Below are 19,037 nucleotides of genomic sequence, written 5' to 3'. Positions count from 1 at the left end.
ACCCCGTTCGACTTGCATGTGTTAGGCACGCCGCTAGCGTTCATCCTGAGCCAGGATCAAACTCTCTCGTATATTTCCATTAAAAAAATAAACAATTTAAGTTCGCTAGCTTTTCGCTTCGCTTTTTCTTTTCCTCGATTTACTTGATTTCGTTCGTAGTTCTCTAAATAAAAACTCTAGAATTTTCAAGGTCCATTATGTTATTCAGTTTTCAAGATTCATTTGCCGTCCGAATCAGACAGCTTCGTTATTCTATCACAGGTTTTTTCATTTGTCAATAGTTTTTTTCAAATTTTTTGAAAAAATTTTTTCAACAACGTTTTCCCTATGAAATTGCGCTCTTTTTTCGTGAGAGCTTGACCATTATATCAAAAGAATTTACATTTGTCAACTATTTTTTTGAATTTTTTTCATTTTTTTTAAAAAAGGTGAAAAAAACAGTAACATTTGCTATACTATATATAAAGGGCAGACACAAAGTCGTTTGTATCTGCCCCAAATTTTAAAGTCCGAAACTGACAAACAAAGCATCGTTTACTGAGTTCATCAGCGTTTCATCTACATGACCGATTTTTTCTTTCAGTCTACGTTTATCAATGGTACGGATTTGCTCGGTAAGAATTACGGAGTCTTTGGGCAACCCATACTTCATTGCATCAATTGCGATATGCGTAGGCAATTTGGACTTATTGAGCTGACTGGTTACTGCCGCAGCAATCACAGTGGGACTGTATTTATTCCCCACGTCGTTCTGCACAATCAGAACAGGTCGCACACCGCCCTGCTCCGAACCTACCACAGGGCTCAGGTCAGCATAATAAATATCGCCTCGTTTCACTTGCACACTGATTCACTCTCCATATATCTGATTTCAATATCAGTTTTTCCCGAATGTGTGCTGAAAATACATGAATATTTTATTTTTATAAAATCAGAAGTTTCATTTTATGAAAAGATGACTTAAATTATATGAAACATCAAAATACATTTTTTAAATTTTATCCATATAGTTGACGGTTTTGATTAAATCGTCTCCGTCAAAATATGCTTTTACAATACGTTTCCCCGTATCACACATCATTTCATAGTTGATGCTGCCGGTATACTCTGCCATCTGGGAGAAGGAAATAGCGTTTTCTCCTGCCGCTCCCACCAAAATCACTTCGGTACCGTAGGATACATTTGGGATTTCAGTAACGTCTACCACAGTCTGGTCCATACAGATATTACCGACCTGAGAAGCTAGTTTTCCGTTAATGATTACCTGAATCTGATTGGAAAGAGTGCGAAAATAACCATCTGCATAACCGATACCCACCGCCGCTACGGTTTTTTCGCAATCGGCAACATAAGTTTTTCCATAGCTGATCCCCTGTCCGGCAGGTACTTTTTTTACTTGCCACACTCTGGCTTTTAATTCCATCACCGGCTGTAATTTCAAAGAAGTACGTTCTTGCACGTAGGCAGAGGGGTACTCTCCGTAAAGAATGATGCCGGGACGGACCATATCCAGATGCATTTCGGGATACAGACAGGTTGCTGCAGAGTTCGCCGCATGACGAAGAGGAATCTCAAGTCCGTTCCGGTTCAACTTTTCAATCATATCCATAAACTGAGAAAACTGCTTTTTGGTAACCGTTTCGCTATCTTCACAGTCTGCATTGGAAAAATGAGTAAAAATCCCTTCCACGTGGATTCCTTCTAATTTTGAAATTGCCAAAATCTGTTCTACGGAAGAATCATAAGAACTGTCATAATACGGAAAGCCCAAACGCCCCATACCGGTGTCTACCTTAATATGAATATTTAAAGTTTTATTGTGTTCTTTTGCATATTGGCTAATCGCCTGAGGAAGTTGTTCCTCAAAAACAGCAGGGCTGATATTGTAAGTGAACAAATCTTCCACACATTCTAACGGAGTGGCACCCAAAATCAGAATGGGTAAATCGATTCCGTTTCTGCGGATTTGTTTTGCTTCGTCCACACAGGCAACTGCCAGATAATCTGCACCGTTTTCTACCGCCGCAGTGGAGATTTCATTCACACCGCAACCATATGCATCAGCTTTGATCACTGCCATTACTTTTGTTTGAGGACCTACATGATTTTTTATGGTAGTAAGATTATGGCGGAAACGGTCTAAGTGAATTTCTGCCCATGCTCTTGATAATTTATAACTGTTCATATAAATACGCCTTCCCTATATATTCTGAAATTTTGGTAGCAGTCAGCCCGTATTCCGAGGTTTCTTTTGCTGCTAAATCACCCGCAAGGCCGTGTAGATACACACCTAAGACAGCGCTGTCAAAAGGTGATGCTCCCATCGCTAACATCCCACCGATGATTCCTGCAAGCACATCACCGCTTCCTGCGGTTGCCATACCGGAATTGCCGGTAGTATTGATCCGGATTTCTCCGGTAGGCGCCGCAATTACTGTTGCAGCACCTTTTAACACCACAACCACATTGTGTTCCTTGGCATATCTTCCGGACAGATAAATGCGGTTTTGGTTCACTTCTTCTGCAGATAATCCCACAAGTTTTGCAAATTCACCCGGATGAGGTGTAATTACAGCAGGACAGGTCAGTTGAATCTGATTCAAATAATTTAAGCCTTCGGCGTCCACCACGACAGGCTTTCTGCCCTGGCTCGCCAATTTCATTATATGCGAAATTCCGGGAGCTGACAAATAGCCCGGACCGATTACCAAAGAATCTGCCAGTTCATACATTTTTTTATAATCTTTATCACTTTTTACAATCACTTCGGTGAGTTTTTGCTCAACCAGAGAAAAAATCTCATCGGGAACCACGGCATAGCTGTATCCTGCACCACTGCGAAGAGCCGCTGTGGCTGCCATCACAACCGATCCTGACATCCCTTTACTTCCGCCAAATGTTGCTACTCTCCCGAAAGTGCCTTTGTGAGAATTCGGGGAACGCCTCGGCATCAGACGGCGAAACAGGTTGGAGTTCACCAACTGAATTTTGGAATCAATAGCAGAATAGGATTCTTTGGACAAGCCGATGGGAAGCAACTCAATTTCTCCTGCATATTCTGCACCGGGATACATCCATAAGCCAACTTTATGAGCGGCTAAAGTATACGTCTTTTCCGCTTTGACACAGGCTCCGGCAATTTTTCCGTTATCACAATTCAAGCCGCTGGGAACATCCACCGAAAATACACGACGGTTCTGCATACACTCCACAGCTTTTAAATATTTACCGGAAAGTTCTCCCTTCACCCCCGTGCCAAGTACAGCATCGATGCAAATGTCGGCATCCTGAAAATCTCTCACGGAAATCATAGAAACCTGTTTATGCTTGGCAAAAACAATTGCCTGACTGGTCAGCGGATGCACTTCTGCAGTTTCGTCAAAACATACAATCACAGTCACGCGGTATCCTTCAGCCACCAGATTGGCCGCCAGCAAAAAGCCATCGCCACCATTTTTGCCACGACCGCAAAAAATAGCAATCCGTTTGGATTTATCCACATCACGCATCAGCGCATCGCACAATGCCTTGGCGGCATTTTTCATCAGTTGTTCGCCGGAAAGATGGTCGATGGTTTCGCCCAACTGATCCAACTTATTTGCCTGAGCACTGTTTAATAATATCATAAAAATTCCTTAGCCTTTCTTTGGTTTCAGCCATTCAAGTAACTTTGCGAAAAAGCCTCGCTTTTGGCTGACCTGTCGGTTGGTTGCCTCTGCTGCCTCTGTCACAGCACATTCCATAAAATGCTTTTGGGCATAAAATCCGTTGACAGTGGGCTTCTTGGTATATCTGCCGTTGGAATGGAGCACCCTTGCCTTTACGTCATCCGAAAGCAGGGCATCCAGATGTTCCTTCAGCTTCCGTTGAATCTTTGTGTCATACACAGGAGCCGCAATTTCCAGACGGCGTTCCAAATTTCTGGTCATCAGATCTGCAGAAGAAATATAAAATTTCTCATTGCCGTGATGATAAAAATAATATATACGGGAATGTTCCAGATACCGTCCCACGATACTGGTAACAGTAATATTTTCTGTTTCGCCGGGAATTCCGGGAATCAAACAGCAGATTCCTCGCACAATCAGCTCAATTTTCACCCCGCCTCTGCTTGCCTCTGCCAGCTTATCAATCATGGTTTTAGAAGTTAACGAATTAAACTTCATCACAATATGGCCGTCGCCGTGTTGCTTGTGGAATCTGATTTCATCATCAATCAAATCGCAAAGTCCGCGGCTGATTCCATAAGGGGAAACCAAAAGATGTTTGTATGTTCCATTTACATTGGATGTGGTGATATTATTGAAAAATTCTGCTGCATCTTCCCCGATTTCCCGATGAGAAGTAATGAGGTTCATATCGGTATAAAGCTGAGCAGTTTTTTCATTGTAATTCCCTGTCCCCAAATGAACGATATGGGAAATTCCGCGGTCGGTCTTTTTGGTAATGAGTAATATTTTAGAATGAATCTTGTATAAACTCAAGCCGTAAAGCAAACGAACACCCGCCTGCTCCAACTGTTCGGAATAGTTAATGTTGTTCGCTTCGTCAAAACGAGCACGAAGCTCCATTACTACCAGAACTTCTTTCCCCTTCTCTGCCGCTTTTTCCAACAAAGAAATCATTCGGGAATTGGAGCTTAAACGATATAACGTCACTTTAATGGAAATCACATCAGGATCGTCTACCGCTTCTTCCAACAACCGGAAGAAGGGTTTCGTGCTGTCATAAGGATAGGATAAAAACAAGTCTTCTTTGTGCACCCGATCCATCAGTTTTTCTTCCTGACGATACCATGAGGGTAGCTGAGGCGTCATCGGAGAAAAGCTCAGTTCATCCCGCTGTTCTTTGGAGAGATGCTTTTCCGCTTCCGAGAAAAAGGCATAAGACAGGGGCACCTTGTTGATTAACACAATATTTTCGGATGACTTATGACAAATCAGTTTTTTGAATTCTTTGGAAACAGAATCGGAAACTTCAATGCGGACCGGTGACAAGCGGACACGTTTTTTTAAGATATCCTTCATCATATCACGGTAATCCACATCCTGATCGTACCAGGCTTCCAACATTTCCAGATCGGCATTACGGGTTACTTTTACCAAACAGGTTTCCAAAATTTCATAGCCGGGGAACAGTTTTTTTGCAAAAAAATGAACGACATCATCCGTCAACACAAATTCAAACCCTTTGCTCCCCGGAAGACGAATGATTTCCGGAACAGAAGAGCTCTTTAGCACAAAAGCAATCCCGCTTTTTTCTTTTTTCTTAAAATGAAGAGCTGTATACACAGCACGGTTTTCCAGATGCGGAAAAGGTTGACGGGATTCTACCACTTGGGGAGACAGCAGGGGCTCCACCTCGTGCTGATAATAATCTTTCACAAAAGAAAGCTGCTCTTTGGATAACTGGGTAGGTTTTAACAAACGAAATCCGTGAGATGAGAGTTCCCTTATCACATCTTCATAAACACCTTCCTGATGCACATAAAATTTCTGAGTTCGTTTTAAAATTTTCTGCACTTGCTCCTGCTCAGTCAATCCGCTTTTATCATCCTTGGTTTGTTTGCCGAATTGCACATGGTCGGTTAAGCTTCCCACCCGCACCATATAAAACTCGTCTAAATTACTGGTAACAATGGAAAGAAACCGCAACTTTTCAAGCGGCGGTGTTAAAGAATCGGTTGCTTCATCAAGCACCCTTGCATTAAATTTTAACCAGCTGAGTTCTCTGTTTTCATACATCTGATACACGGCAATTCACTCCAAGGATTGTAGTTTACAAAATACCATTCTTATTATACTAAAAAAACCTCTCAATTGCAAGGGATTTTACATAAAAAAATGACGACTTGACAAATTCTTTTTGAAGCAATATACTATAGATAATCCATTTTTTTAAAAAAGAGGTGCTTTTTTTGAAAAATATCCGAGATTTTCTCTCCTATTATAAACCCCACAAGAAATTATTTTTCCAAGATATGCTTTGTGCATTTTTAGTAGCGGTTGCAGACCTGGTGTACCCTATGATTGCCAAAAATATGATTAACGACTATGTACCAAATGGCAATCTTCGTTTGTTTTTGGTATGGTCAGGCGTGTTACTTCTTATCTATATCGTGAAGGCTCTGCTCAACTACTTTATCCAATACTACGGACACGTGATGGGAGTGCGGATGCAAGCTGAAATGCGTGAAAAAATGTTTCAGCATTTGGAAACGCTACCATTCTCCTATTTTGACGAAAACAAATCGGGAACTATTATGTCCCGTTTGGTTAATGATTTGATGGATATTTCTGAGCTCGCTCACCACGGTCCGGAAGACTTATTTTTATCGCTGATTGTAATGGTTGGCTCCTTTGCTATTTTGTGCACGGTAAACGTGTGGCTCACGGTTATTACCTTCGCTCTGCTTCCCTTTATTCTTCTGATTGTGGTTTCGCTACGTCTTAAAATGAGTGCTACTTTCAAAAAATCCCGTGAAGAATTGGGAGAAGTGAATGCCAACTTGGAAAATTCCATCTCAGGCATCCGTGTAACCCGTGCATACAACAACACTTCCCGTGAGGAAGAAAAATTCCGTCAGTACAACGACCAATATCAAACTGCCAGAAATGCCTCTTATCAGGTGATGGGGCAATTTCATTCATCACTCACCTTCTCCACGGATATTCTGTATCTGGTGGTGCTGGCGGCAGGCGGTATTTTCTTTTTCCGGAATCAGATTGATGCTGGGGAATTCACAATGTACCTTTTATATATCAATTCCTTCCTGCAGCCGTTACGAAAACTCATCAGCTTCTTTGAGCAGTACCAAAACGGTATGACAGGCTTTGAGCGAATTCAGGAAGTGTTTGCCGTGGCTCCCGAAGAAGAAGCCGAAAATGCCATTACCATTGAATCTACCAACGGAGATATCCGATTCAACAATGTTACCTTCCGCTATGAAGAACCCAAAGAGGAGGAGGAAAAAGAAACAGAAGCTGACAAAGAACAAGACGAAAAAGAAAAACAAAAACCTGTGATTGAGCATCTGAATCTGCATATTCCCAAAGGGAAAACCGTAGCGCTGGTGGGTCCTTCCGGCGGCGGTAAAACTACACTGTGTCATCTGATTCCCCGTTTCTATGAAATTTCCGATGGCGAAATTTTATTAGACGGCGTGGATATTCGCAACATCACACGCCAAAGTCTCAGAAGTCATATCGGAATGGTGGCACAGGACGTATTCCTCTTTACCGGTTCCATCAGGGAAAATATCGGCTACGGCAACTTAGATGCCACCGAAGAAGAAATTATGGATGCCGCTAAGAAAGCCAATATCCACGATTACATTATGACCCTCCCCGATGGCTACGACACCTATGTGGGTGAGCGAGGCATTAAACTCTCAGGCGGACAAAAACAGCGTATTTCCATTGCCAGAGTTTTCTTAAAGAATCCCTCGATTTTGATTTTGGACGAAGCCACTTCCGCTCTGAATAATGCCACCGAAATGCTGATTCAATCTGCATTGGAAGAACTGTCCCGTGGCAGAACCACCATCGTGGTGGCGCACAGACTTTCCACCATCAAAAATGCGGACGAAATCGTGGTGATTACCGACGAAGGCGTTTCCGAACGGGGTACTCACGAAGAACTGCTCCAAAAAGGCGGTTTATACAGCGAATTATATCAGTATCAGTTTAAAACGGAATAATTTTTCAATACCAAACAAAAACCGCAAGGATGATTTTTAAAAAATCCTTGCGTTTTTTTGTTTTGCAATGATTCATTTTCTATACTCCCCTATTAAGCCCTAACTACAACGGTCACCTTTGGGAATCCTCCCACCGTCTTCGACGGTCCCCCCTCCTTTAGGCAAGGAGGGCTTTTTTCATTCAGAGAAAGCCAAAGCAATGGAGTGATACCAAAAAGGAGCATCAGAAAACCTGATACTCCTTTTTTTATTTTGATTTTTACAACATGAGACGCAGAGAAAACGATGCAAAATGGAGAAACCGAACCCGAAGAGGTTATCCGAAGGCGTACATTGTGTACGCCGAGTGATGAGGTTCATCCATTTGGCGCGTTTTATCAAGTCGTCTAATCGTTAAAACCTACACGAGAAGAATAAGTCGTATGCAGAAGTTCGTGTGCTTTATGAGAATTGGGTTCTCCCAAAAATTCATCATAGAGCTGTTTAATCTGCGGGTTGTTGTGAGACTGACGTAAGGTAAGTCTTTCGTCTTCGCTATACAACGCTTTTGCTCGTTTTTCCTTGTAGGTATCCAAAATATCGTCTGCTTCGTTCGGTAAGAAACAGGAACGGATAATCGGCTGACCGCCACCTGCAATACATCCGCCGGGGCAACCCATAATTTCAATAAAGTGATATTTGGATTTGCCTGCACGAATATCATCAAGCAAGACTTTTGCGTTTTTCATACCGTGTGCAATTGCCACGTTTACGGTGGTGCCGTTGATATCCAAGGATGCTTCACGGATGCCGTCGAATCCACGAACCGCTTCAAATTTGATAGCATCATGTTCTTTGCCGGTCAACACAAAATATACGGTACGAAGTGCCGCTTCCATTACACCGCCGGTAACACCGAAGATAACACCTGCACCGGTGTAATCTCCCATTAAATCCTGGTCGAATTCTTCGTCGGGCAGACGGGTGAACAGAATACCTGCACGTTTAATCATACGGGCAAGTTCACGGGTGGTTAACACTGCATCCACATCTTTGATGCCATCCACCTGCATTTGTTCTCTTTCTTTTTCGTCTTTCTTTGCAGTACAGGGCATAATGGAAACCACAAAAATATCTTTGGGGTCAATACCGTTTCTTTCGGCATAGTAAGACTTAATAATGGCACCCTGCATCTGATGGGGGGATTTACAGCTGGACAGATGAGGCAATAAATCACCATAATTATATTCTGCATAGTTAATCCATCCGGGAGAACAGGAGGTAATCATAGGAAGAACGCCGCCGTTTTTGATTCTGCCTAATAATTCAGTACCTTCTTCCATAATGGTTAAGTCGGCAGCAAAGTTGGTGTCATACACTTTGTCAAATCCTAAACGTTTTAAGGCAGCCACCATTTTGCCGGTCACAGCGGTGCCAACGGGCATTCCGAATTCTTCACCCAATGCGGCACGAACTGCGGGAGCAGTCTGCACCACCACGTGTTTTCCTGCTTTCATAGCAGCATCCACTTTGGAAATTTCGGATTTTTCCATCAAAGCGCCGGTGGGACATACGCTGACACACTGTCCGCAAAGGATACAGGGAGAATTTTTCATAGAACGGTTTTCTGCCGGTGCAACAATGGTTTTAAAGCCACGGTTTTCAAAGCCTAAGATACCCATTCCGTGAGCGTTTTCACATCTTGCCACACAACGTCCGCAAAGGATACATTTTGATGTATCACGAACGATGGAGGGGGTTAAATCATCTAAGGTCACGGGAGTTTTCACGCCCTGATATCTGCCTTCTCTTGCACCGGTTACCGATGCCACGTGCAGCAGTTCACATTGACCGTTCTTATCACACTGCTGACAGTTCTGATTGTGGTTGGATAATAACAGTTCCACAGATGCACGACGTGCTTCTGCTGCTGCGGGAGTGGAAATACGGATTTCCATTCCCTCATTCACAGGATATACACAAGAAGCAACCAATCCTCTTGCACCTGCAACTTCAACTAAACATACACGGCAGGAACCGTTGGAACACTCACCGTGATTAAATGCACACAAAGAAGGAATTTCATAACCGCATTTTTTTGCAGCTTCCAAAATGGTGATGCCTTCTTCTACCTGATAGGAAACGCCTTCAATTTTAATAGTTACAGTAGCCATTTTGAAATACCTCCTTACTTCTGAATAATTGCTTTAAACTTACAGGTTGCAAGACAAGCACCGCATTTCACACACTTAGAAGCATCAATCTGATAAGATTTCAGTTTCTTACCGGGTGCGGTGTAATCGGTTTGCTCAATGCAACCAACAGGACAAGCTTTTGCACACATTCCGCAACCAAAACAGTTATCCTGCACAATGGTGTACTGAATGAGTTTTTTACATACTTTTGCGGGACATTGTTTATCCACAATATGTGCTAAATATTCATCTTTAAAGTGAGTCAAGGTGGAGATAATGGGGTTTGCCGCAGTCTGACCCAATGCACAAAGAGAGTTTGCTTTTACGGTTTTGCCCAGTTCTTCCAGTTCTTCCAAGTCCTGCATAGTGCCATTACCTTCGGTAATGCGGGTTAAGATTTCCAGCATTCTCTTAGTACCGATACGGCAGGGAGAACATTTACCGCAGGATTCGTCACAAATAAATTCCATATAGAATTTGGCAACGTCTACCATACAGTTATCTTCATCCATAACGATAGCACCGCCGGAACCCATCATGGAGCCTTTTGCTACTAAGTTATCAAAATCAATGGGTTCGTCCAGGGCTTCTTTGGTCAGACATCCGCCGGAGGGACCGCCGGTCTGAATTGCTTTAAATTCTTTCCCGTTCGGAATACCGCCACCGATATCATAAATCAGTTCCCGTAAGGTGGTACCCATAGGAATTTCCACCAACCCTACGTTATTTACTTTACCGCCCAAGGCAAACACTTTGGTACCTTTGGATTTTTCGGTACCGCATTCTGCAAACTTTTCGGCACCCTCTCTTAAAATATAAGGCACACATGCCAATGTTTCCACGTTATTTACAATGGTGGGTTTTCCCCATAAACCTTTTACCGCCGGGAACGGAGGACGGGGACGAGGCATACCGCGTTTTCCTTCGATGGAATTTAAAAGAGCAGTTTCTTCCCCACATACAAAGGCACCTGCACCCAAACGGATATGTGCCTGGAAGCTAAAACCGCTTCCCATAATATTTTCGCCTAAAATACCGGCTTCGTTCATCTGCTTGATAGCATTTCTCAAACGTGCAACGGCAATAGGATATTCTGCACGCACATAGAAATAACCTTCAGTGGCACCGATGGCATACCCTGCAATCATCATCCCTTCCAACACTGCAAAGGGATTTCCTTCTAAAATGGAACGGTCCATAAATGCACCCGGGTCACCTTCGTCACCATTACAAACCACATATTTCTGGTCTGCTTCGTTGGCATACGCAAAACTCCATTTACGTCCGGAGGGGAACCCTGCTCCCCCACGTCCGCGAAGACCGGATGCCAACACTTCGTCAATGACTTCTTTCTGGCTCATAGACAAAGCTCTCTTCAATCCCAAAAATGCGCCTTCGCCCATTGCTTCGTTGATGTCTTCGGGATTGATAACACCGCAACCGTGCAATGCAATACGTTTTTGTTTTTTATAGAAATTGATATCTTCCTGTTTTGCCACTTTTTCGCCGGTTAAGGGTTCTATGTAAAGCAGGCGTTCCACGATTTCGCCGTTTTTGATATCTTTTTCAAAGATTTCTTCCACGTCGTCTACCTTTACCAAACGGTACAGAGTGTCTTCGGGGAAAATTTTCACGAAAGGTCCCTGGGAACAGAATCCGAAACATCCAACGATGTTGCAGGTTACCTTGTCACCCATATTATTATCAGCAATCAACTGTTCAAATTTTGCTTTGATGTCCATAGAATTGGAGGACAAACATCCGGTACCGCCACAAAGCAGAATGGCACGTTTTCCGTCAGCACCGTCTATTTTACCTTTTAATGCTTCGGTACAGCTGCAAATTTTAGCATCTAATTCTGCAAATGTTTTCATCAGATGGCACCTCCTAAAGCTTTGTATTCTGCCACAATGCCGGGAACCTGATCCACAGACAGCTTGGGATACACTTTTCCGTTGATAGTTACCGCAGGCGCAATCCCGCAGGCACCGATACATCTTAAAGCGTCAATGGTAAATAATCCGTCAGCGGTGGTTTCCCCGGGAGCAATACCCAAGATTTCGGAAAATTTGTCCATTACCAGCTGAGCACCTTTTACATAACAAGCGGTACCCATACAACAACCGATGACGTATTTTCCTTTCGGTTCTAACGAAAAGAAAGAATAGAAGGTTACCACACCGTAAATCTCTGCAACCGAAATGCCGGTTTGATCCGACACAATCTGCTGCACATCCAGAGGAATATATCCGTATTCATTCTGAATGTCACTTAAAATCATCATCAGGGGAGTTTTTTCGTTTGCGTATCTTTGGCAGATTTCCAAAATCTTTGCTACACCTGCCTCACTAATGTGCGCCATAATTAAGCCCTCCTTAATATGTTGTCGGCACGAAAATCCATGCCATTTGGATATATCGTTAAATTTTTTGCTTGATTTATCGTGCATTTTATACAATATGCATAAATATTATAGCATATCTGCGCCCAAAGTTCAATAGTTTTTACAAAAATTAGAAGTTTTTTTCAAAAGAAAATTTTTTTGCTTGACAATAAAGAATATCTATGCTATGCTTTTGATACAACAAAATAATTCATACAAAGTGTCTGCCCTGCCGTTTGGCTTTGCAGATGAAAAGGGAACCGGGTGCGAATCCCGGACGATACCAGTCGCTGTATGTATCAAGTTGATTCCGCCAGATTCTGGCACAGGGCGAAAGCCGGTCATTGGGAAACTGAGAAGACTAAGGAATGAGCGTTTTAAGATACGAGTCAGAAGACCTGCTTTGATGTTGTTCCGCCAATGTGTCTGGAGAATTTGCACAGGAATAATAGTTTTGTTTTTCTTTTTTTAGAAAACAAAATATGAAGTTCACAGAAACACTCTGCTGTGGCAATTTTGAATCAAAATTGCCGCAGTTTTTTTATTATCTGCGGTAACAACGAGGAGGCGTATAAAAAAATAAAACATCGTGCTACCAAAGCGCTATTTCCCGCAAATAATAAAAAGGAGAATTTCAAAATGAACAAAAAATTTTTTAGTATCCTGATGTTTTTGATGATGGCAGTTTCCCTCTTCCCTCTCGCAACCTTTGCCAACACAATGCCCTTGGTTGATTTAAGAGAAAACTACGGTGCAATTTCTGTGGAAGCGTATAATCTTGGTCAGGGTTTTCTGGTAGAACCGTCTTTATATGCCAAAGAAGGAAAATCGGTTGGCGATATTACAGTAGAGGTTCTTACCAAAAAGAACATTGGTTATACGGGGGACACCTCTTATTTCAGCGGATTTGAATTTGACGATACTATTGAACCCCAATATCCCGAATATCTACAAGACTACATCTGGGAATTTGAAGGCTTAGGGGACGGAAACGGTTATTTGGAGGAATTCGATTATAGCTGGATGTCCGGTTGGTGCTATACCATGAATGACTGGTGGGCATCCTGGGGGGCATCGGATGCATATCCGGGGGATGCAATTGTTGATTACAACTCCGGCGAAACGGTGATTCTCGGCGATGTAATCCGTTGGCATTTTACCATCAAAGGTTATGGCTGTGATTGTGGATTTGCTAATAATGTGATGGCAGAATGGATGGGTGGAAATTTATTTATTCAGGAAGATAAATCTGATCTCATTTTCCTCTTGGCTGCAATCAATGATTATTATGGAAATCTTGATACCGACGATGTGTATGAAACTGCACTTGCGGTAGCTGCCAATCCTTTGGCAAGTGCTTCGGAACTGACAGAACAGGAAACAATTCTCACCAGCTACATTGAAGATACTTTTTTCACCGCCACGGTTTCAGATTTTGAAATCACAGGCTATGACGGAGATTTTGTGTATATCACATTCCCCGAAGAAGGTGCCAACATCACTTTGATTCTTGCAGATTATGAAAACGATCAATTAAACCTTATAAAACCAATTCCCCTGACCACCAAAAAAACAAGCGGTGAAAATGTGATGATTGTTCCCATTGATTCCGATATCACACTTTCTTCCAATGATAAACTGATGTTGTGGGATGGCTTTACAACCTGTATGCCCCTTTGTGAAGCATATATTGTAAATTAAGGAAAGGAACCAATCACATGAAAAAAATTGTTAGTATTTTGCTTCTTTTGGTAATGCTGTTTTCTACATTGCCCGTTCTGGCATCAGAGGAAGTTACGGAAAATGATATTGTCACCGAAGAAATAGATTATAATAGTATCAATGCGGTGATGGAAACAATCGACGCCATCGGCGAAGTTACCATATTTGCTGGCGAGAGAATCAAAGAAGCCCGGAATACCTACGAAGAATTACCCGATTCTCACAAAGAATTGGTTGAAAATATTGATAGTTTAACCGATGCGGAAGCAGTCATCGCAGTGTTGTATGAAGAATTAGCCAACATCGATTATCTGTCTGTTTACGAAGCAACTGCCGAGTATATTTCTCAGCTTGGAATCCCCAATGTGGGGTCTGTTGGCGGAGAATGGATGGTAATTGCCCTTACCCGTTCCGGCAGGGAATGTCCGGATGGTTATTATGAAAATGTGGTAACCTTTGTGAATGAAAACATCAATGATAAAGGGCAACTTCACAGAGCGAAGTCCACTGAGAATTCCAGAGTAATTCTTGCACTTACCTCATTGGGATATGATGTTACCAATGTGGATGGACATAATCTGCTTTGCGGACTTTCCGATATGAGTTACTTAAAAAGACAAGGGGTGAACGGTCCCATCTGGGCTCTTATCGCCTTAGATAGTTATGGTTATGAAATTCCCCAAAACTCCAACGAAGACACTCAGGCAACCCGAGAAGATATCATATCCTATATTCTGGAAAAACAACTTCCTGACGGTGGCTGGTCCATTTATGGACAGACCTCCGACCCTGATATGACAGGGATGGCAATTGTGGCGCTTGCTCCCTATTGCGATACCAATCCCCAGGTTGCAGAAGCCGTGGAAACTGCGCTGAGTTACCTTTCTGAAGCTCAATATGAAAATGGAGCTTTTGGTTCCATCGACGGTATTTGCAGCGAGTCCTGTGCTCAGGTACTTGTTGCATTGACGGCGCTAGGCATTGACCCCGAAACCGACGAGCGTTTTGTGAAGAATGGAATTTCCGTGGTAGATGCCTTGTGTATGTTTGCCATAGAGGGCGGCGGATTTGAACATATCCCCTATATTGGCTTAAACGGCATGGCTACTGAGCAGGGAGAATATGCATTGGTTTCTTACATTCGTTTCCTGGAAGGCAAAACTCATCTTTACGATATGTCAGATGTCACCATAACACAAGACGAAGATCAGGAAGAAAACGATGATTGGGATGATACCATTGCAGAAGAAGATCCTGAAATTTGGGAGGATCCTATCGTGGAAGAAGATCCTGAAATTTGGGACGATCCTATCGTAGAGGAAGACCAAGCCCCCGAAGCAGAGGACTCCCTCTCCAAAGAAAATAATCCAACACAAACGGAAGAAACACAGCCCGAACCCGAACAAACAACATCTGAAAACACAGAGATTTTTGTAATGACCGATACCACTTTCGCTGATGTTCAAAGAAACGACTGGTATTACGAATCCGTGAAGTACGTATATGAAAACAACCTGATGCAAGGTACCGACAACGGCTTTGAGCCCAACGGTAAAATGACAAGAGCAATGCTTGTAACCACTCTTTACAGAATGTCCCCCTCCGAAACAACAGAAGTTATCCACAGTTTTTCAGATGTAGCGGAAGATAGTTGGTACTTTGACGCAGTTTCGTGGGCAGTTACAAATAAGATTGTAAACGGTGTGAGTGAAACAGAATTTATGCCGGAACAAGAAGTTACCCGCGAGCAAATGGCTTTAATGCTCTGGCGCTACGCAAAGATGTGCGGAATTGATGTTTCAATCAGCTCCAATCTTGAAAAGTATACAGATACCAACGAGATCAGTGATTGGGCAAGGGATGCCGTCCAATGGGCGAACGCTGTTTCTCTGCTGAATGGTACTGATGCCACGACCTTATCTCCCAAGAATACTGCAACCCGTGCTCAAGTGGCAACCATTCTGATGCGTTTTCTTCAAATAACAACAACAAAATAAAAAAGGATGTGAAATCGGTTGATAAAACACAAAAATAAAATCATATGGGGACTTCTTATTGTAGCAGTCCTTTCCTTTACTTTTTGGTACGGCGGCGACGCTCCGGGACTTCGGGGATGGGCAATTCATTCGGAAAGTCAGGAGTTGTCTCCCAAAAGCAAGGTATCTGTTTCATCAGAATATATTACTCCTACTCCGAAGGAGCAAAAAATCAATCCTATCCTTCCGACAAGTACAAATGAAGATAGTGCAGAAAAAGATCCTGCTCCTCAAACGGAAACAAAAAACGAAAATCCCCCGACTGAAAATGATGTCATCACAGATGAAAGTTCCGAGGAAGAACAAAATCACACCGCACCTGTCACAGAGGAGCCACAGAATGCTAATCCAACAGAACACTCTGAACTTACTACAAAAAAGAAAACCACAAGTGATATCGTTACAGCAAACAAAAAGGAAGATACTGCAGAAAAAGATCTTGCTTCTCAGGCAAAAACAGAACATGAAAATATCGATATAAAAAACACGATGATAATCGATCCAAACACCGGAAAAGACCAATATCTCACCGACCCGGTTCCCGAGGGAAAACCCGTCCCCGTGGAACCTCAGAATGTGGATGTATCTGATCAAGCGCTGAGCTGCACTCTGTCTGTTCGTTGTGACAGTATTCTTCAGCATATGGAATGGCTGGATCCGGAGAAGGTGGAACTTGTTCCGAAAGACGGTGTTATCTATGCAGAACAGACGGTCGTCTTCTATGACGGAGAAAATGTATTTGATGTGCTCCTGCGGGAAATGAAACAAAATAGAATTCACATGGAATTTGAACACACCCCTCTGTATAACAGCTCCTATATTGAAGGCATAGCAAATCTTTACGAGTTTGACTGCGGGGAGCTTTCCGGATGGATGTACCGAGTAAACGATTGGTTCCCCAATTACGGCTGTTCACGTTATCAGTTAAAAGACGGCGATCGGATCGAATGGCTGTATACCTGCGAATTGGGAAGGGATATTGGTGGTTCTGCTGCTATAACCGGCAACTGATTTATCACAGTTTTGATTTCAAATATTTTTAACACAAAAAAACATCCTCTGTTTCTACAAAGGATGTTTTTTGTTGTTGATAATCATTTTAGTAATTGATAAATCCAAGATCTGCAACGGAAAAATTACCGATATCAGACAGCCTGTAAAAAATGCTTTGCACATAATCAAGACCTGTCATTACATTCTCGTGACAAATTTCTTCATTGAGTTGCTGATCTACGGTACCCTCAGCTCTTAAGAAGTGGATTTGGCTATCGGGCGTGTAATTGGGCGCATAAATTTCAGTCATACCTAAAAAATAAAAGGGAGATTGATCATTATTGAAGCTATAGTAAACAAAGTAGTCGTTACTTGCAAAATCCAAAGTTAACGAGGTATAGTAAATATCGTCCCGATATACTTCAAAATAAATCACGTCAATGGTATAATCGTCGTTCCGGCAAATGGAGCATTCCACATAGCCGTTTTCGGTATCGATCCGTTCCGTGTAAGCAGGCTGACCGTTGATATCTTCATTTTCCATGGTTTCAATAACAGCCAGAAGCATATAATAAGCATTTTCTTTGGCAGTAGCATTCGTATTATTGCCGGAAGGAACAGCCGCTACAGAAGATTCTTCAGCCAACGTAGATAAAGAGGTAAGAGCGTTTCTCTGATGCTCTGCGATCACAGACATAGGAAGAGCCAGATTCAGATTCTGACCTTCCGTAAAACCTGCTGAAGTAATTCCGATTACTTCGCCGTATTTGTTAATCAAAGCGCCGCCACTGCTCCCCTGTGAAATCGCAGCACTGGTCTGGATATAACAAACATTATCAAGCCAACGGTGAGTATTGGAAATCAATCCCTGGCTAATGGTATTTTTCAGTCCGAGAGGGCTACCGATGGCGTACACGGTACTACCGCCAATCACAGTATCTTCGTCAGCGATTTCCAGTGTGGAAAATCCGCTTCCGTCAATTTGAATTACAGCCCAGTCATATTTCTCACTGTAATCATAAACACCTAAAACATCATACACTTCTTCCGTGCCTGAAATGGTGACTTTTGCGGAATAACCACCTTCAATCACATGATAATTGGTAACTGCAACACCACTTTCTTCTAGAAAAAATCCACTCCCGGAAGAAATTGCATCACCTGCACGGTTATACATTTCAATATAAAAAACAGCAGAAGAACAACGGTTATAAATTTCCTCTGAGGACAGCTCCTTAGCATTTTGTTCCACCTTTGCAAATGCCGCAGGGTCATAATATTCGGTGTACTGCTCATATGTAAACACACCGTCTTCAATCAGCTTTTGGGCAAGGGATTTGTCAGTATCGTTCAAATTGGAATTCAGTGCCGCATAGGAAACTAAAACCACATCTTTACGCAGAAAATTCACCCGATTAACCTGCCCGGGCAAGATTCCTACGGTTTCTGCTAAGGAATAAGGATTGCTCCAAGAAAAATCTTCTCCGTTGGTATCGGAATATCCCAAAGCTCTTAACACAAAGGTCAGATACATCTGTGCGCTTGCCTCGCCGGTACCAAAAGTCGTTTCAGAAACACCCTTAGTTAAACCTTTTTGATATGCATATCCTACATATCCGTCTGCCCACTGGGGAACATCGGTAAAAGGATGGGAAGCTGTGCTGTTTTGTGCCAGAGATCCGTCACCTAATAAACGAATCAACATCACCAGTGCTTCCACACGGGTAGGTGCACGATCCAGAGCAAAATCCGTGTCTGAAACACCCTGAAACAGCCCAAGATTTTTCAAATCTCCTGCAAGCTGCTGTTCGAAATCTGAACCGGCAGCTGCCGACGCAGCAGCGGGCAACGCCATCATAACAAGCATGATGCTCAAAAATGTTGCAATAAGTTTTTTCAACTGCCTCTCTCCTTTGTCCCGCAAATTTTAATCTTTCATTTATTGTATCATAACCATTTTATATTTGTCAATTCTTTTCTTGGCGTTTACAAAATTTACCCCTACCCCAATATAAAAACACCGTCTGTTC

At 42.6% G+C, this 19,037-nt stretch carries 12 protein-coding genes, 1 rRNA gene and 1 riboswitch; of the genes, 4 read left to right on the top strand and 9 right to left on the bottom strand.

Annotation, left to right across the window (positions count from 1 at the left end; all coding sequences use genetic code 11):
• From E7413_07805 to ppk1, 5 genes are all read right to left on the bottom strand, one after another.
• Positions 1-73: ribosomal RNA gene (locus E7413_07805) — 16S ribosomal RNA — on the bottom strand; the annotation flags it as partial.
• A gap of 429 nt (positions 74-502) precedes the next feature.
• Complete coding sequence (locus E7413_07800; protein MBE7019760.1) at positions 503-844, bottom strand: type II toxin-antitoxin system PemK/MazF family toxin; 342 nt, start codon at positions 842-844, stop codon at positions 503-505.
• Positions 845-991: 147 nt separating this feature from the next.
• Positions 992-2,185, bottom strand: coding sequence for an alanine racemase (gene alr / locus E7413_07795; protein ID MBE7019759.1), 1,194 nt, complete (start codon positions 2,183-2,185; stop codon positions 992-994).
• Positions 2,172-3,626: an NAD(P)H-hydrate dehydratase gene (locus tag E7413_07790; protein MBE7019758.1), complete on the bottom strand. Its 1,455-nt coding sequence runs from the start codon at positions 3,624-3,626 to the stop codon at positions 2,172-2,174. The genes alr and E7413_07790 overlap by 14 nt, the downstream gene beginning before the upstream one ends.
• 9 nt (positions 3,627-3,635) lie before the next feature.
• Positions 3,636-5,753, bottom strand: a complete 2,118-nt coding sequence (ppk1, locus tag E7413_07785; protein MBE7019757.1) for a polyphosphate kinase 1 — start codon at positions 5,751-5,753, stop codon at positions 3,636-3,638.
• Positions 5,754-5,980: 227 nt separating this feature from the next.
• On the opposite strand from ppk1, the gene E7413_07780 reads away from it, so the two are divergent.
• Positions 5,981-7,699, top strand: a complete 1,719-nt coding sequence (locus E7413_07780; GenBank protein ID MBE7019756.1) for an ABC transporter ATP-binding protein — start codon at positions 5,981-5,983, stop codon at positions 7,697-7,699.
• Positions 7,700-8,085: 386 nt separating this feature from the next.
• Here the strand turns inward: E7413_07780 and E7413_07775 are convergent, their stop codons facing one another.
• From E7413_07775 to E7413_07765, 3 genes are read right to left on the bottom strand one after another with little or no spacing between them, the layout of a single operon-like run.
• The gene (locus E7413_07775; protein MBE7019755.1) at positions 8,086-9,852 is read right to left on the bottom strand and encodes a 4Fe-4S dicluster domain-containing protein; all 1,767 of its coding nucleotides are present in this window, start codon (positions 9,850-9,852) and stop codon (positions 8,086-8,088) included.
• A 14-nt stretch (positions 9,853-9,866) separates the two neighbouring features.
• Positions 9,867-11,747, bottom strand: coding sequence for an NADH-quinone oxidoreductase subunit NuoF (gene nuoF, locus E7413_07770; protein MBE7019754.1), 1,881 nt, complete (start codon positions 11,745-11,747; stop codon positions 9,867-9,869).
• Positions 11,747-12,235 (bottom strand): NAD(P)H-dependent oxidoreductase subunit E, encoded by a 489-nt coding sequence (locus E7413_07765; GenBank protein ID MBE7019753.1) that lies wholly within the window; start codon positions 12,233-12,235, stop codon positions 11,747-11,749. The genes nuoF and E7413_07765 overlap by 1 nt, the downstream gene beginning before the upstream one ends.
• A 222-nt stretch (positions 12,236-12,457) precedes the next feature.
• A riboswitch (cobalamin riboswitch) is annotated at positions 12,458-12,677 on the top strand.
• 218 nt (positions 12,678-12,895) lie between these two features.
• Between E7413_07765 and E7413_07760 the strand changes: the two genes are divergently transcribed.
• The 3 genes from E7413_07760 (at position 12,896) to E7413_07750 (ending at position 17,025) form a co-directional block, all read left to right on the top strand.
• A complete protein-coding gene (locus tag E7413_07760) occupies positions 12,896-13,957 on the top strand; it encodes a hypothetical protein (protein ID MBE7019752.1) in 1,062 nt (353 codons plus the stop codon).
• A gap of 17 nt (positions 13,958-13,974) precedes the next feature.
• Positions 13,975-15,975 (top strand): hypothetical protein, encoded by a 2,001-nt coding sequence (locus E7413_07755; GenBank protein ID MBE7019751.1) that lies wholly within the window; start codon positions 13,975-13,977, stop codon positions 15,973-15,975.
• A 528-nt stretch (positions 15,976-16,503) separates the two neighbouring features.
• Positions 16,504-17,025 (top strand): DUF4430 domain-containing protein, encoded by a 522-nt coding sequence (locus E7413_07750; protein ID MBE7019750.1) that lies wholly within the window; start codon positions 16,504-16,506, stop codon positions 17,023-17,025.
• An 88-nt stretch (positions 17,026-17,113) separates the two neighbouring features.
• Here the strand turns inward: E7413_07750 and E7413_07745 are convergent, their stop codons facing one another.
• Positions 17,114-18,907, bottom strand: a complete 1,794-nt coding sequence (locus tag E7413_07745) for a trypsin-like serine protease (GenBank protein MBE7019749.1) — start codon at positions 18,905-18,907, stop codon at positions 17,114-17,116.
• Positions 18,908-19,037 lie beyond the last annotated feature (130 nt).

It is taken from the genome of Oscillospiraceae bacterium (assembly GCA_015068645.1).
Lineage (GTDB): Bacteria > Bacillota > Clostridia > UMGS1840 > UMGS1840 > SIG452.
The sequence above is the reverse complement of the archived record's forward strand: the minus strand, read 5'-3'. Positions and strand labels throughout refer to the sequence as shown.

Coding starts and splice junctions, on each gene's coding strand:
- alr (MBE7019759.1), bottom strand. CDS start 2,185: ATGAACAGTTATAAATTATCAAGAGCATGGGCAGAAATTCACTTAGAC.
- E7413_07790 (MBE7019758.1), bottom strand. CDS start 3,626: ATGATATTATTAAACAGTGCTCAGGCAAATAAGTTGGATCAGTTGGGC.
- E7413_07780 (MBE7019756.1), top strand. CDS start 5,981: ATGCTTTGTGCATTTTTAGTAGCGGTTGCAGACCTGGTGTACCCTATG.
- E7413_07775 (MBE7019755.1), bottom strand. CDS start 9,852: ATGGCTACTGTAACTATTAAAATTGAAGGCGTTTCCTATCAGGTAGAA.
- nuoF (MBE7019754.1), bottom strand. CDS start 11,747: ATGAAAACATTTGCAGAATTAGATGCTAAAATTTGCAGCTGTACCGAA.
- E7413_07765 (MBE7019753.1), bottom strand. CDS start 12,235: ATGGCGCACATTAGTGAGGCAGGTGTAGCAAAGATTTTGGAAATCTGC.
- E7413_07760 (MBE7019752.1), top strand. CDS start 12,896: ATGAACAAAAAATTTTTTAGTATCCTGATGTTTTTGATGATGGCAGTT.
- E7413_07755 (MBE7019751.1), top strand. CDS start 13,975: ATGAAAAAAATTGTTAGTATTTTGCTTCTTTTGGTAATGCTGTTTTCT.
- E7413_07750 (MBE7019750.1), top strand. CDS start 16,504: ATGATAATCGATCCAAACACCGGAAAAGACCAATATCTCACCGACCCG.